At 35.6% G+C, this 15,366-nt stretch carries 17 protein-coding genes; 10 read left to right on the forward strand and 7 right to left on the reverse strand.

All coding sequences use genetic code 11. The features are described 5' to 3' along the window. The first annotated feature begins 57 nt into the window (after window positions 1-57). The 7 genes from FXF36_RS00365 to FXF36_RS00395 all read left to right on the forward strand — a co-directional run bounded on the left by FXF36_RS00365 (window position 58) and on the right by FXF36_RS00395 (window position 7,037). Window positions 58-447, forward strand: a complete 390-nt coding sequence (locus tag FXF36_RS00365) for a hypothetical protein (RefSeq protein ID WP_151621978.1) — start codon at window positions 58-60, stop codon at window positions 445-447. Window positions 448-641: 194 nt separating this feature from the next. Beyond that, the gene (locus tag FXF36_RS00370) at window positions 642-938 is read left to right on the forward strand and encodes a hypothetical protein (RefSeq protein WP_151621979.1); all 297 of its coding nucleotides are present in this window, start codon (window positions 642-644) and stop codon (window positions 936-938) included. A gap of 525 nt (window positions 939-1,463) precedes the next feature. Further along, window positions 1,464-2,423 (forward strand): helix-turn-helix transcriptional regulator, encoded by a 960-nt coding sequence (locus FXF36_RS00375; protein ID WP_317617415.1) that lies wholly within the window; start codon window positions 1,464-1,466, stop codon window positions 2,421-2,423. 18 nt (window positions 2,424-2,441) lie between these two features. Further along, complete coding sequence (locus tag FXF36_RS00380; protein WP_151621981.1) at window positions 2,442-4,604, forward strand: dynamin family protein; 2,163 nt, start codon at window positions 2,442-2,444, stop codon at window positions 4,602-4,604. 51 nt (window positions 4,605-4,655) lie between these two features. Further along, a complete protein-coding gene (locus tag FXF36_RS00385; RefSeq protein ID WP_151621982.1) occupies window positions 4,656-5,480 on the forward strand; it encodes a hypothetical protein in 825 nt (274 codons plus the stop codon). Further along, window positions 5,461-6,678, forward strand: a complete 1,218-nt coding sequence (locus FXF36_RS00390) for a hypothetical protein (RefSeq protein WP_167511243.1) — start codon at window positions 5,461-5,463, stop codon at window positions 6,676-6,678. Before FXF36_RS00385 ends, FXF36_RS00390 begins: the two co-directional genes overlap by 20 nt. Continuing rightward, window positions 6,678-7,037 (forward strand): hypothetical protein, encoded by a 360-nt coding sequence (locus FXF36_RS00395; protein ID WP_151621984.1) that lies wholly within the window; start codon window positions 6,678-6,680, stop codon window positions 7,035-7,037. The genes FXF36_RS00390 and FXF36_RS00395 overlap by 1 nt, the downstream gene beginning before the upstream one ends. Window positions 7,038-7,165: 128 nt before the next feature. Here FXF36_RS00395 and FXF36_RS00400 read toward each other — a convergent pair whose 3' ends face one another. Then, entirely contained in the window at window positions 7,166-8,233 is a 1,068-nt protein-coding gene (locus tag FXF36_RS00400) for a tyrosine-type recombinase/integrase (RefSeq protein ID WP_151621985.1), read from the reverse strand. A 333-nt stretch (window positions 8,234-8,566) separates the two neighbouring features. Between FXF36_RS00400 and FXF36_RS00405 the strand changes: the two genes are divergently transcribed. Further along, window positions 8,567-9,256, forward strand: coding sequence for a helix-turn-helix domain-containing protein (locus tag FXF36_RS00405; protein ID WP_151621986.1), 690 nt, complete (start codon window positions 8,567-8,569; stop codon window positions 9,254-9,256). Next, window positions 9,253-10,218, forward strand: coding sequence for an IS3 family transposase (locus FXF36_RS00410; protein ID WP_167511244.1), 966 nt, complete (start codon window positions 9,253-9,255; stop codon window positions 10,216-10,218). Before FXF36_RS00405 ends, FXF36_RS00410 begins: the two co-directional genes overlap by 4 nt. A gap of 340 nt (window positions 10,219-10,558) precedes the next feature. On the opposite strand, the gene FXF36_RS00415 is transcribed toward FXF36_RS00410, so the two are convergent. Both FXF36_RS00415 and FXF36_RS00420 read right to left on the reverse strand, forming a co-directional pair. Next, window positions 10,559-11,296 (reverse strand): NifB/NifX family molybdenum-iron cluster-binding protein, encoded by a 738-nt coding sequence (locus FXF36_RS00415; RefSeq protein ID WP_028236233.1) that lies wholly within the window; start codon window positions 11,294-11,296, stop codon window positions 10,559-10,561. 87 nt (window positions 11,297-11,383) lie between these two features. Next, the gene (locus FXF36_RS00420) at window positions 11,384-12,421 is read right to left on the reverse strand and encodes a YeiH family protein (protein ID WP_151621912.1); all 1,038 of its coding nucleotides are present in this window, start codon (window positions 12,419-12,421) and stop codon (window positions 11,384-11,386) included. 127 nt (window positions 12,422-12,548) lie between these two features. On the opposite strand from FXF36_RS00420, the gene FXF36_RS00425 reads away from it, so the two are divergent. Continuing rightward, complete coding sequence (locus FXF36_RS00425; protein ID WP_151621913.1) at window positions 12,549-13,442, forward strand: LysR substrate-binding domain-containing protein; 894 nt, start codon at window positions 12,549-12,551, stop codon at window positions 13,440-13,442. Here FXF36_RS00425 and FXF36_RS00430 read toward each other — a convergent pair. From FXF36_RS00430 to FXF36_RS00445, 4 genes are read right to left on the reverse strand one after another with little or no spacing between them, the layout of a single operon-like run. Next, the gene (locus tag FXF36_RS00430) at window positions 13,430-14,392 is read right to left on the reverse strand and encodes a hypothetical protein (protein ID WP_167511236.1); all 963 of its coding nucleotides are present in this window, start codon (window positions 14,390-14,392) and stop codon (window positions 13,430-13,432) included. The genes FXF36_RS00425 and FXF36_RS00430 overlap by 13 nt on opposite strands. A gap of 20 nt (window positions 14,393-14,412) precedes the next feature. Then, window positions 14,413-14,640 carry a DUF4186 family protein gene (locus FXF36_RS00435; protein WP_151621915.1) on the reverse strand — a complete coding sequence of 76 codons (228 nt, stop codon included), beginning with the start codon at window positions 14,638-14,640 and terminating at the stop codon, window positions 14,413-14,415. A gap of 7 nt (window positions 14,641-14,647) precedes the next feature. Continuing rightward, the gene (locus tag FXF36_RS00440) at window positions 14,648-14,860 is read right to left on the reverse strand and encodes a hypothetical protein (RefSeq protein WP_151621916.1); all 213 of its coding nucleotides are present in this window, start codon (window positions 14,858-14,860) and stop codon (window positions 14,648-14,650) included. A 27-nt stretch (window positions 14,861-14,887) separates the two neighbouring features. Next, window positions 14,888-15,190, reverse strand: a complete 303-nt coding sequence (locus FXF36_RS00445; protein WP_151621917.1) for a Dabb family protein — start codon at window positions 15,188-15,190, stop codon at window positions 14,888-14,890. Window positions 15,191-15,366: the final 176 nt, after the last annotated feature.

Consider the following 15,366-nt stretch of genomic DNA (forward strand, 5'->3'; position numbering starts at 1 on the left):
TGACATAGCCATTTGATATCCTTCCTTTGAGAAACAACAGTTGAAGGAAGTTTTTTGATGGAAGAAAATAAACCGAAGAAGGAAGAGACTCCAATTCTAACGCTTCAGGTGGCAAACGAGTATTTAGAAAGAGCACGTCAACTTAGTGGCATAGAAGATACTGGAGCCAGGAGAGAGTTACGAATGGAGCTTCAACACAAGTATGGTGTCACTGAGATAGAGGCGATTAATATTTTGAATGGCATGCATATTAAACAATATCTTGATAAATATAGCCGTCCAGAGAAGTATGCAATTGGAAATAAGTCTGACAAAGATAAGACTAAGGTAAAGAAGAAAGCAAAGGAATCTGAGGACGGTGAGGTGGTTGATGTTAACGAGCGTTCTGTACAAAGCACAATGCAAGATTACATAGATAGGTTAATGATGGCTGATGATTCGCTATAAGGAGATTCTATATGTTATACGAACACGAAAAGTATATAAAGTGGATTATTGTCTGGATACATTCAACAGAATATAAATGTAAAAATATATTCTAAATGACAAGTTGTGTCATTCTTCTTTGTTATATTACAGATAAATAAAGGCAGATGAATCAATGCATTTAAATCACATTAGTCCATAGGAGGTACATATTTATGGAAGATAAGAATTTAAGAATTGAAAAGCTTAAGGCTGCACAGGAGAAGATTGACAGAAAGATAAAGGAACTAGAGGAGGCTCAACTTGAAGAGGAACTAGACCTTGAAGATGAGAAAGAGAGTGAAGAGACAGAAGATGATGAAGTTATTAATATTTATGAAAAGAAAGATGGCTGGAAGAAAGTTGCTGCGGTTGCTGGTGTAGCTGCTGTTGCAGGTACAGGAGTATTTTTAGCGGTACGTCAACCGTGGAAGGCCGCAAAGGTTGCATGTCATTTGGTTCATATTGTATAAGGAGCGTTAGATATGTGTAAGTTCATAAGTAGAGTTGTGTTTTGCGTTGCTACAGAGCTTGTTGCTCTAGCAATAGTTGATGTTATTAGAGATAAGAAAGAATCTGTAGAAATATAGTATGGTTAACACTGGTTATGGTCGATTTCTAAAGATAATTTGGTTGTCGACCATTTCATTTAAGAGGTTTTTTAAAATGAGGTTAGTAGTGAGAAAAGTCCTGTACTGGTTACATTTCATTAAACGTAAGCAATATAAGCAGTGTAAATGCTTTTGCTTGAATTGCAATTATTACAATGAATGTTCTATGGACGGGGTAAAAATCATATAACAAACCAAGTAAAAACACTTTCTAAAAAGACTGTGAAAAAAGACAAAACGTGTCATTTAGGTAGTAAAATTGAGATTGTATAAGTGGTAAATGGGGAAATATTGTTATGACTACAGAAGCCTTATGGTGCATGTGGTTTTGGGAGAGCGCCGTAGGTTAACTATGGTGCTTTTTGCTTAATGGAAAGGATGAAGAAAATGGCAGCAGACAAAATAGAGAGAGTACTTGGATTATATTCAAAGCTGATTAATGGCGGAACAGTTTATAAGGCTGAAGCTGCAGCAAATTATGGTGTGGATGAGAGGAGCATCTCAAGAGATATCAGTGACATTCGTGATTACTTAGATGTATCTGGTCCAGAAGATGGCTGCATTAACACAATTGTTTTTGATAGAAAAATAGGTGGATATCGTCTAGAGGAAATTTATAAACAGAAGTTCACAAATCCTGAGATTTTAGCTATTTGCAAGATTCTTCTTGCCAGCAGATCTCTTACTAAACAAGAGATGGAACAAATGCTTGAAAAATTAGTGGATAGCTGCGTTCCTAAAGAGAATCAGGAGATAGTTAGGAATTTAATACGAAACGAAGAATTTCACTATATCGAACCACATCATAAAACCGTTTTTATAGATAGAATGTGGAAGATTGGTGAAGCAATAAACCAACATCACTATATTGAAATTCAATATAAAGGTGTTCAAGGAAAACATGGGCATACTAGAAAGATAAAGCCTGTAGCAATAATGTTTTCTGATTACTATTTCTATTTAGCAGCATTCATTGATGATGAGGAAGTTAAGAAGAATTTTGACATCATAAATGATGCAAATCCTACAATCTATAGAATTGATAGAATGCAGGATTTCAAAGTGTTAGATGAGACTTTTAAGAATCCATATTCTGAAAGGTTCCAAGAGGGAGAATTTAGGAAACGTGTTCAGTTTATGTTTCCTGGCAAGCTAAGGAAAGTAAAGTTTGAATACAGAGGATATTCTGTCGAAGCAGTACTTGATAGATTGCCAACAGCAGAGATAAAGAGTGAACGATATGATGAATCCTTGGAAAGAATCATCTATACAATTACTACCGAGGTATATGGAGATGGAATAGATAGATGGATTAAGTCTCAAGATAATGATGTTGTTCTGTTGTAACAAACAAAGGAGGTCTAAATGAATTTTAAATCACTAAGGGAAGATAAATTACATTTAAGCCAAGAAGAAATGGCTCAAATCACCGGGGTGTCTATAACTCAAATACAAGAATGGGATGAAAATAATCAACTATCTATGGAAGCAATTCAAGCAATTGCTAGTAAAACAGCACTTGATTTTAATACAATACTTGGCTATGAAAAGCCAACACCTAAAGCATTTGAAGCAACAGATACATGGAAAAAGACAGATTTTACTAAGAAAACTTTAGTTGAATTTTTTGAATCATCACTCGAAAATTATGACATATCTGAAGAGTATCGGAAAAAGTATATTGATGATTTAGCACAGAGTGTTAAGAATACGCTTGTAAAACCAAGCATTGCGATTGTTGGACGATCTGATACAGGCAAGAGTACATTGATTAACTCTTTATTGGGAACAGAAAAAATGCCTACGTCTTGGACTCCTACAACTTCAATTGCAGTTTATATAAAACATATTAATGATCGACCAACATTTATTACTGATGATGCATGGGTATTTACAGATCATATTGGTGACGAACAGTTATGGGATGTAAAGAAACTTTACGATGAAGACTACTGTAAAAAATGGCTAATCGCAGGTGGACACGTAGATATTCTTAGAGATTTTGGAACTAGACAAGGATGTAATTATTCTCAGCGAGTTGGGGCTGCTGTTTTATTCCTAGATGCACCAATTCTTAAAAATTGTGACATTGTTGATCTTCCTGGATTTGGTACAGAAACAGAGAGTGACGATCTTATTACAATGAAAGCTGCGCAGAGTGCCGATCTTCTGATTTATCTATCTCAGGCTAATGGCTTTATGAGAATAGAGGATATCACTTATTTAAAAGAGAATGTTCGAAATCTACCAGTATGGGAGTCAAAAGAAAAAAATGAGCTGAAACCATTATCAAACCTTTTTGTGGTGGCATCACAAGCCCATACTGTAAATAACGGTAATCGTGAACAGCTACAAATGATTTTAAAAACAGGATGTGAAAATTTCTCAAAAACTCTAGGGATTGGATACTGGGATAGTAGAATCGAGGAATCTGGATATAAGGAAGATTATAGTAATATTTTTTTACCAACTCGTTTTTTCACATACACTACCGACATTCCTGATTTATGTAAGAATTTTGATGAAGAGTTGAAGATTATAACTGAGACATTGCCATTATTAATTGAAAATAAAACAAAAGACATTGTTAAAAATTATATTTCGTGTAGAAAACCTAATTTGGAGGCAGAGATTAAACATTATGAAGATATTTGTAATGAACGAGAAAAATATGTCACATTACTGAATCAGATTGATGAAAATGAATTGAATAGAATACAGGAAACGAATGCTAATAAAAAGGAAATATTGGATTATATTAACAGCCTTAGTATTGATTCAAGGAATGAATTTAGTTCTTATTGTGCATCAACAATAAATACAGATGCAATTGCAGAAATGATAAAAAAGAAAGGCATAAAGAATAAAAAGGATGATATTGATATTTTTGCTAGCCAATTACAGGACACATTAAGTGAAAAATGTAATGAAATAATTAGAGCAAAAGCGGATTTACTATCAGTAGAAACCAAAAAGTTTGTTAGTCAATTTAATGAGGGAATTGCTGTCGCATTTGAAAAATCTAATGTAAAAGCTGACTTTGATGCAGGTTTTGCATTCGTATCTGCGTTATCCAAGCTAGGTATCGTGGGCGGTCTTGGCGCTTATTTAGCAGGAGAGGCTGCCTTCTGGTTTGGAAGCATATCTTTTATTGCGGGTTTAGGCGGAGATCTCGCATTAGGCGGATTAGCGTTAGGTCCGATAGGTGTTTTTTTAGGATTAGCAATTGCCGGTGTGCTTGGTATAGTTAAGTTGTTTGGTGGCGGTTGGGAAAAAAGCGTTGCCAAAAAAATCGTCAATGCATATGAGGATAATAATGTAATAAATAACTACAGAGATAGTATGAATGAGTATTGGAGAAATACTGAAGATGCATTCCGTTCTGCAGCCGAAAAACTTGATGAAGAATGGTCAAAGTATGTAGATACATTACGGGAAACGGTAAATACCTACGATGTTAATGAAATTAATGAAAACATTACAATTTTAAAAAATATAGAAAGTTTTTTCGGAAATATCCCATTGTAAAATTATGGCTAAAATTATAATTCAATGGGAATAATATTAGGAGGTCAAAATATGACTTTATTTGATGAATATATTGCAAGTAATAATATGACTGGAGCGCTGTTGATAGGTAGAAATTCGCTAAATAAAAACCCCGGTGATAAAGAAATATTCTGCAAATATACAGATTTGCTACTATCTCTTGCAGAAAAATTACCTTCGCTTAAAGAAAGAAAAAATTTTGCTAATCAGGCTGGTGTTACTTTAGCATTTTTTGAAGAAAACGCAGAACTATCGACTGAAGTAATTGAATTGATTATGAAATATAGAAAAAGGATAGGCATAGTAGCTGAATCTATTGATGCAGAAGATAGGTCAATTATGCAGGCTCAATATGAAAATACCAAGGCTGAAAATACTGATGTAATCAAAAAATTATACCAGGAAAAGGAAAAACTTGAAAAAGCTAATAATCAGAATGAATTGGATGCAGTCTTAATAGAAATTGGTACTCTTGATTCAGCGTTAGACCATGAATACTTAACTGACGAACAGAAAAATCACTATGATATGTTAAATAGAGAGTATACCGAATTGATTAGTAAAAAAATGGGGGAAATTGAAAAGAAAAATAATATCGCATATAACAAAGATGCTGTCGATTCATTTAATAAGGCATTTCATTCATTTAAGGCCGATGAAGGAAAGTATAAAAATCAATCTCAATTATTTAACTTGGTATCGACCACATTATTTGCATATGATGCAGGGAAGCTATTCAATGAATCATTAATTTATTACAACCATGTTTATTCATACATTTTTAGTAAACTTGATGATGATGGTAAATTAGCTTTAACAAGATTTTCTATTGAATGTGAAAGAAAATTGGGGTGATTATATGTTGTCTGACATCAAAAGAAATAAGAGTTTAACATTCTATCAGCCATTAACGATATCCAGAAAGACTGATTTTTCATCAGCATATTCTGGAGGATTAGGTGCACATGCTATATCTACAGTTATTCATGGAACAGCTACTATGACAAATCAATTTAATGCAGAACTGAATGGCTATTTAAGCTATTTTCAGCAAGTTAGGGCATCAGATGCTGCAAATTTAGATCTAACCCAAGCAAATCAGGCTGCAAGACAAAGAGGTGTATACAGGGCTTGGCAATATGAAAAAGCTGATATCTCCATGGGAGGAAATGGCTCAGAAAACTGGAGTTTTCAAGAACAACAGGATATTATGAACAATGTTGATATGGATAATGAATATTATAGTAGAAGCGGCGTACGCGGTGCAGAAGGACATCACCAAAAAAACGCTGCGGACCACCCAGAGCACCAAGCTAACCCAGATAACATTAAGTTCTACAGATCCCATAAAGAACATCAAATGAAAGGTCATCAAGGGAATTTTCAGAATGAGACAGATGCTCCGATGAGAGATAAAGATCAAATGTTAAAAGATACCAATAATAAACGTGTAAATAAGAACGAATGGCATGGTTTAAAAATGGCTGTAGAAATAGGGATTGGTGTTGGATTTACTATTGGCTTTGCCGTTGAATTGGCTAAATCTGGAGTAACACCTAATTCTATGAAATGTGCATTAGCTGCTGGAACAAAGTCTGGGATAGAAACAGGTATTTTATCAGTTGCTGGATTCTGCATAGGTAGAACAATTGGAGAATCTGCAACTAATGCAGTTGAAGGAGTGTTAACTAATGCTGGAATCCAAATTTCCGAGAATCTGTCGAAAATGTGTACTATGGCAACCATTGGAGTGTTGACGATTTCTATTTTTTCAGCATACCAATTCGTCAAGCTTAAAATTCTAGGTGTGGCAACAAAAGATGCGCTTATTCAGGTGGGAAAGCAAGCTCTATTTTCTTTGTCTATACTAGCAGTATCGATTGCTGCTCAAGGAATTTGTGGAGGGCCAGCGGGTATTATTGTATCAACTAGTATAGGAATTATTATTGTTACCTATTCAATTGGTGATATAGTACACCAACGAACTTCTTCTGAATCTATTCGAAGTTATATGATTAATAAATGTAAACCTAGTTTTGGCGGAGGTATTTAATGCAAGCAAGAGATTTTATTGATAGAGCGATTGAACAAGATTCCAGAAATGTCTTTGAAAAGGGGCAAGCGGTTAAGAATGTGCCAGATGTCCTTTCGGCTTTATACATTGAAGGAAATCCTGTTGACGTAGAGGTAAACATTAAAGGCGCAAACACTAGATTCATTCCAATTGAAGAGTTAAGTGATTACCAAGAAGATTACCAGTTAGAAGATGGAAAGTTTGTGTTTGCAACCTGTGATGGTGATCCTATTTTTATTTACAATAATGCTGTATTTACAAATGCACACGGTGCAAATGGTTTACCCGATGAAAAGTTAGCTAATAGTTTATGTGATTATCTTGATGGTATTAGCTAGTTTACAAAAATACCTATATGCGACACTCACAAGCAGCCATACCACGTGCACATGAACTAAGTCTTATGTAGGTCTTTTGAGCGTGCGCTTATAATTGCAATTTACACCATATAATTGTAGAAAATCCATTACTTCTGGCGCCAATTTCTAGAGCTTTTAACAGCTTCCTCCTTATCGCTGGCTCTAGCATAGATATTAGTAGCAGCGATGGAAGCGTGCCCCATACGATTTTGAAGGACCAGAATGTCATGCTCCGCTTTGTAAAATTCCATAGCAAAGCTAGAGCGGAGCTTGTGCACACTAATATCACTGCGGTGAAGCGACGCTCTAACATATTTTTTTAGCATCTGCTGAATCTGACGTACTGAAAGTCTGTCTCCATCAAGGGTTATGAAGAGAGGAGAGTTGCTATCAAATTTCTCTCCATGAATCTCTCTAGAGTTGAGGTAATCTTGGATATATTCCTTTGATTCATCGGAAAAATACACTTTTGAAGGTGTTTTGCCGCTTCTTTTTTTACCCTTTCTTAAGGTAAGAACGAAACACTCATTAGATTCATCCTGCATAAAATCATCATAGATAACCACATCATTTATATTAAGAGCCTGTAATTCGGATATACGAAGTCCAGTGTCTAAAAACAGGAAAATGATGGCTAAATCACGCTTTTTATATTTTTCATGGAAAGCCAATTCTCGCCTAGTTAGTCCAGTTCCATATTGTATACAATCTAGTAGTTTTGCTTGTTCATCAAGATTTAAATAAGTGACATAATCACTTCGCTCAATAGAAATACCTTCAGAGCCAGTAACTGGATTAAAATCTAGTTTTCGTTCTGTATTAATCAGGTAATTATAAATTATGGAAACCGACGATCTACGGCGTGCGCAGGTTCGCTCAGACAATTCTTGTTTATCCTTCATCCATGTAACAAACTTGTTGATGTCGTTTGGAGTTATGGATTTAAGGTCATCTATAGTAAGATTTGAAGTTTCTTTTTCGGAAAAATATGGCAAAAAATTTACAGTATACTCAAAGAAATACAATAAATCCCTAGCATAATTAAGCTTAGTTAATATAGCTTTATCATGAGAACCAAAATCAAAATATCCATGGATACATGAAGGTAACTTTGTCTTGATTTCTTCAAGTTTATCTATATTTGATTTAGGTTTAACATTGCCATGTTGATTCATATGAATTCTCCTGAATAACCTTTATAATGTTTTCTATAGCTATTTTAAATTATCTATATCTTATTTGCAAATATAACTTAAATTATACGCATAGATTAATATCTAAACTGAGGCAGTGCCCTCTTTAAATGAAGATTTGTCATTTGACACATAACATATAAAATGTGTGACACATAACGTATAAAAAGGTACAAAGGGACCTATACAATTGGTGCATCAATTATAAGAATCGATGCTTTCACGATAGTTTCTAAATTAATGATACCTAATTAATGATATGCTCCCCCTTAAGTAGACATGGTAAATAACCAAATCTACTTAAGGGGGTTTTTTATGTCTAAATATTCTACAGAATTAAAGATTGCCGCGTGTAGAGACTATCTCGAAGGAAATTTATCACGCCAAGAAATATATGATAAGTATGGCATTAATCATGGCGAAAGTAGTCATTATAAAATGCTCGAAAGATGGGTTCGTAAATATCTTGCATTTGGCGAAAATGCATTTATTCAATCTAGTGGTAATAGATGCTATTCTGCCTCGGAAAAACTACAAATAATTGAAGAGTATCTTGAAGGACAAGGGTCGCTAGAGGATATTGCCATTAAACATGGTATACCTTCGTCTTCAACTCTACATCATTGGATTTTATTATATAATGCTAATAGAGAACTCAAGGATTATAATCCTATGCGGGAGGTCTATATGGCAGAAGCAAGAAGAAAAACCACTATTGAAGAGCGCAAAGAAATCGTTGAATACTGTTTATCGCATGACAGAGCTTATAAAGACACGGCTAGCTTGTATAATGTCTCATATAGTCAAGTGTATTCATGGGTTAGAAAATATGATGCTACTGGTGAAGAAGGATTGTCTGATAAACGTGGTCGTCATAAAACTGATGATGAAGTAGATGAATTAGAACGTCTTCGAAGAGAAAACAAACGACTTAAGCGTCAGTTAGAAGAAAATGACATGTTGGTACAATTATTAAAAAAAGTGAAAGAATTCGAAGGGATGTGAGGCTCGGCAAACAACGCTATGAATCAAAGTATATGGCAATTAAATACTTTTATGAAAACAAAGGCTGGAGTATTAACTGGATGTGTAAGCAGTTATCTGTTTCAAGAGCTGCTTATTATAAATGGTTGCATAGAGAAATACCTATTCAAGAACAGGAAAATATTGAACTAGCAAATCTTATTAAAGAGTATGATGCGCGTTTTAATCATATCTTAGGCTATCGAAGAATGACCTCTTGGATCAATCATTTTAATCACACGAATTATAGTAAAAAACGTGTTCACAGGATAATGAAGAAGTTAAATGTTCATTCTGTTATCAGAAAGAAAAAGAAAAAATATATATCTTCAACACCACAGGCTGTAGCTGAAAACATTCTTCAAAGAGATTTCTATGCAACTGCACCAAATCAAAAATGGGCAACAGATGTAACCGAATTTAAAATACCTGGTGAAAAGAAAAAACTATATTTAAGTGCCATTATCGATTTATATGATAGATATCCTGTTTCGTACATTATTAGTTCTAGAAATGATAATAGATTGGTATTTAAAACATTTGACAAAGCTATTATTACAAATCCTGATGCAAAACCTATCTTTCATAGCGATAGAGGTTTTCAATATACAAGTAAAGTCTTTCAAAGAAAACTTGATAATCAAGGTATGCAACAATCAATGTCGAGAGTAGGTCATTGCATTGACAACGGGCCAACAGAAGGTTTTTGGGGAATTATCAAATCTGAGATGTATGCTTTATATGAAATCATAGACGAAGCCTCTCTGAGATTTGCAATCAAAGATTATCTAAGGTTTTATGCAGAAGAACGCATACAAGAACGCTATAACTGTAAAACTCCGCTTGAAGTAAGAATGGAAGCTTTATCCGCTGTAAATCCTACAGAATATCCTATTCCAGAAAACAAGCGAATCAATAAATACAAAGAGAAATGGTGTGCATAGAAAAATGACCATACCTCATACGAAGTATGGTCATTCTCTAAACACTCATTTTAGATATTTATCCTGTCTACTTGACAGGGAGCATATCATAATGACGGCTTTTTATTTTTTATGTGTCAAAACGACATCTTTTTATACATTATGTGTCACAAATATTAGTATTCTATTGACACATAAAATATAAAAAGACATCAAAAAAGCCCGCAAATGCGAGCTCATGTATAGCTATTATTTTATAAACTATGTGTCAAATGACACCCATTTACTTTGCCGACACTCTCATAAATAAAAGGAGCTGGAATATATAATGTCTCCAACTCCTTTACTACTTTATATGTATTTAATTGTGGCAACTTCCGTGACCGTGTCCATGGCAGCTATGTCCGTCACCATGTTCTTCATCATGATGTGAACAGTTTGCTTCACCTGAAGCTGCAAGTGTACCGGCTAAGAATGCATTTACGACTTCATCAGTGTTCCCGCTTGCACCTGCGTATAACTGAATGCCTGCCTCCTGAAGAGCCATTACAGCGCCACCGCCGATACCACCACAGATAAGAACATCTACTTCAGCAAGATTAAGAACACCTGCAAGAGCGCCACAGCCCTCACCATTAGTACTTACAACCTCAGAGTTAACAACCTTGCCATCTTCGATATCGTATACTTTGAACTGCTCTGTTCTTCCAAAGTGTCCAAACACATTTCCATTATCATAAGTTACTGCTACTCTCATTGTATTTACTCCTTTTGATTTCAAGTTATTATCAAAAAAAGCTTGGTTTCTATCCATCTCTACATTACCACCGGATATACGAATTCGCTTTCCCTCTACAAGTGCAATTGCTATTTTTCTTCTAGCACTCTCATACATAGCTGTAACAGTTGTTCTTGCAACACCCATGCTATTTGCACAATCCTCTTGATTCATACCTTCAGCATCTAGAAGTTTCAAAGTCTCATACTCATCTAGAGTAAGGGTGATTGTCTCCAACTGAGGATTCTCTGAATTCTCTGGAACAAAGCTATAGTAATCTGGAAATACACGTATTTTTCTACATTTTGGTAATCTAGGCACAATAGAACCCTCCCACTTTTTTGACATATGTCAGCTATAATTTATCATCATTACTGACATATGTCAAATTTATTATGTGCTTTTCTTTTACCATATTCCCATTACATACTGCATCAAAAGGCTGACAACTGTTATTCCGATCCAGCAAAAGCCGCCAAGCAAAATCGGCTTCCCACCTGATTTAATTAGTTTGATTATGTTACTGTTCAAGCCAATAGCAGCCATGGCCATTATTATAAAGAACTTGCTAAGTTCCTTAAGTGGCTTAAAAACATAAGAAGGGACACCTGCTCTCAAGCAAATAGTTGTGATAATTGAAGCAATCACAAAGAAGACTATGAACATCGGAAATGCTCTTCTAAAGCTAAAGCCATTTGTCGAACTTCCATCCTTTTTTGCTTCCCTTGCCCTCAGATACGCAAGTACCAGTGTAATAGGTATGATAGCCAGTGTTCTTGTAAGCTTGACCGTAACTGCCTTATCAAGAGTCTGATTCCCCAGGTTCCACATACTATCCCAGGTTGATGCAGCTGCGGTGACGGAAGAAGTATCATTAACTGCAGTTCCCGCAAAAATACCGAAAGCCTCTCCTGTTGTGATATCAAAACCTATAAGCTTTCCCAGCGAAGGAAAAAGAAGTGCTGCCAGCACGTTAAAGAAAAATATCACAGAAATTGCCTGTGCCACTTCATCATCATCCGCATCAATGACAGGAGCCGTAGCTGCTATTGCTGAGCCGCCGCATATTGATGAGCCAACTCCGATAAGAGTAGCTGTGTTTCCTTTGATATTCATAACCTTATGAAGAATCCATGATAGGATAAGCGATGTTGAAATCGTGCAGATAATTATAGGAAGTGACTGTTTCCCGGTCTGAAGAACGACCGAAAGATTCATACCAAATCCAAGGAGGACAACAGCCTCCTGCAGAATTATCTTTGATGTAAACTTTATTCCATCAGCCGCCTTCCCCTTGTCATTCCAGAACAGGGCTATTATCATGCCCAGAATGATTGCAATCACCGCTCCGCCAACGACAGGGAAGCGCTTTCCCAGGAGCCATGAAGGAACTGCAATAGTGAAGCATACTATTACTCCCATGTAATTCTTTTTCAAAAAATCCATCTCAAGACCTCTCTCTCTTTTTAATCTGTTCTTTCGCAGGTCTTATTCTATTCTGTCTTTTGAAAAAGATAAAATTATATATTATTATATATCCATAAACATTTCTTATCGTTAGGGAGGACTGATTATGCTGGATTTCAGGATAGATACTTTTCTATGTGTTTGCAGGCACCTCAATTTCACCAAGGCGTCTAAGGAGCTGAATATTACTCAGCCCGCTGTTTCTCAGCACATACATCATCTTGAAAATGAATACGGGACAAAGCTGTTTACTCAGGATGGAAAAAAACTTTTTCTAACTGATAACGGAAAACTCCTGTATAAAAAAATGAATCAGATAAAAAATGATGATGAAAGTCTCAAAGAAATACTTTCAAAGAATAACCATGGCTTAAAAGACATCTCTTTTGGTGTCACCATGACCATAGGAGAATACATAATTGCTGATCCGATCAGTGATTACATAAAAAATCACCCGGATACTAATCTTAAGATTACATTTGGCAACACATCGGAGCTTCTTAAAAAACTCTCCGACGGTGTTATAGATTTTGCACTTGTAGAAGGATATTTCCCTGAAAATGATTATGAAACGCTGCTTTTTAGCAAAGAAGAGTTCGTTCCTGTCTGTTCGGCAAAGCACTCTTTCAATCAGAAGCCACGCGTGATAAAAGATCTCTTTCCCGAGCGAATTCTTATAAGAGAACCCGGTTCAGGAACGCGAAATATATTGGAAAGAGCTCTTGCCCTGAACAATTACTCCACAAGTGATTTTAGGAATTTTACCCAGGTGGAGAACATGCATGCCATAATAAGCCTTGTTGAAAAAGATTGTGGCATCACCTTTTTATATAAAGCAGCGGTTGCATCAGGACTGCAGTCCGGATATCTGAAAACAATCCCCCTTGACGACTTTAGGGTAAAACATGATTTTACCTTCATCTGGCCCAAAGATACTGTTTTCAGTGAAGAGATCCGTGCAATATGTGAGGAAATACAACCTATAACTCATTCTGCATGAAGTTCATGTTCTTTTTCATAAAGCTTGTTATCCTGCCGTCTCATGAAAATCATCCGGGACAGAAAAAGAATCAAGCTACTTCCTACAAAAATCTGAATCGGATATGTGATTAGTACGCTTTCAGATATTATCATGCTCAGCATGGTAATAGCGCCAACCGGTGGCATATACATCTTAGTAAAATGAATAACGATAAGCATACCACTTGTAGCAACAATTGCTGAAATCGTAATAGGAAGCCCTATCCAAATAGCAAAGAAATATCTTGAAATCACACCAATTATGGCACACACAGTTATCACTGCCACCGTTTTGACTGGCATATTTCTTGTTTTGTTCCTTGGCCTGGAAAACTCAGTAAATGCCACAAGTAACGGAGGCGCCACAACAAATCTATAACCCGTTCTGAATGCAACACCGGCTATTACTGTCACACAAAGGATTCTAATGGAAGTATCTATCATATCGTCCCTGGAATTCAGCATCACAGGAACATATTCCTCATCTGCTCGGATTCCCTGAAATAGAAAAAGTTTATGAAACAATATTACAAGTAATGTCAGTACAAATGCAGCTATAGGATACACTATACTTGTAGTATGCATCATCACCGGGAGCACTATTGCTGAGACAAATGGTGCAAACGTGGTTCCTGAAAACATAAAGATTACCTGAGCGATTGTGAATGCCAAAATCACTTCGATATACGTATCAAACGGAACAAATCTTACAATGCACACTCCTATTATCGCACAGCCTGTTATCAGTGAAAGCATACGCTTTCCATTAACCTTCCAGCTTCTATTTTTTGCCACCATATATCCAACTGCTAATGCTGTTATCTCAGGAAATATAATCTCCTTCTCATTTAAAGTTTCTGCAAATAGTGTCATCAGCGCTACTAACAGAACTGTACAAGCGTATGGTATTATTCTCTTGACTCTATACATATTCTATAAAAAACATGCAATCAATGTGATGATCGCGATTCCTCCTTAGTCGGTGTTTGTTTTCCATCATTAGGAATAATAGCTAGAGCCTCTCTTTTAGCAATAAAATCAGCTGCATGTTCCCTAATAGTTTCTAGTCCCTTTTCTTCTATATAGTCTAAATCCTTTTGTTTTAAATGAAAACTTGTCCTAAATTTAGAATTGCCCAGCCGTGTAAACAGCTGAGCAAACCTCTCTTCTCTTGTCATGTTCCTATTACTTAAATATTCCTCCAGCGATATCCTTGATTTCTTTCAAATCAATCTTTCCATCTGCTAGAGCATCTTTTACTTTTTTTACGTCTGCTTCATCAACCTTTACACCAGCTTTGTCTAATAGCTCTTTTGCCTGATTAACATCTGCAGACTTAAGCTTGTCTAAAAGGTCCTTGTTACCTGCTACCTTAGTAATAATATCCTTAACATCCATTTCAAAAACCCCCTTTTTAAAATGATTTTATAGTTCATATTCTACATGAGTTGTTGTATCCACGAAAGGCACAATAGCATCCTTTGTGGCAGCAAGACGAAGCTCATGCTTTTGATATTGTTTTAAAGCCTCTTCACTCTCAAAGATGGCTTCTGCTGTTACATCGCCATTTGATGAGCTAAGACATTCTGTGCACACTACAATGTTTTCAAGTCCTGGAATATTACCATTTAATCCCTCAAGCTTTGTCTTTATGTTTGCCTTGATTGCTCCTAAGTTTGGGCCAAAGCACTTGTCCTGTAACTTCCAGATTATGACCTGTTTTATCATTTAAATAATTCTCTCCAATTTCTATCTCTAATGGCTATTAGTTTATCACTTAAGTGAATTTTGTTCCACCTAGTATACCAGCCTATAAATATTTACTATAACAGATGGAATTGTAAATATTATTGGTATGAGTATGCGATTATACAAAAAATTTTTACACAAACCTGTGATACAAT

The organism is Pseudobutyrivibrio xylanivorans (genome assembly GCF_008935055.1).
GTDB classification, from domain to species: domain Bacteria; phylum Bacillota; class Clostridia; order Lachnospirales; family Lachnospiraceae; genus Pseudobutyrivibrio; species Pseudobutyrivibrio xylanivorans_A.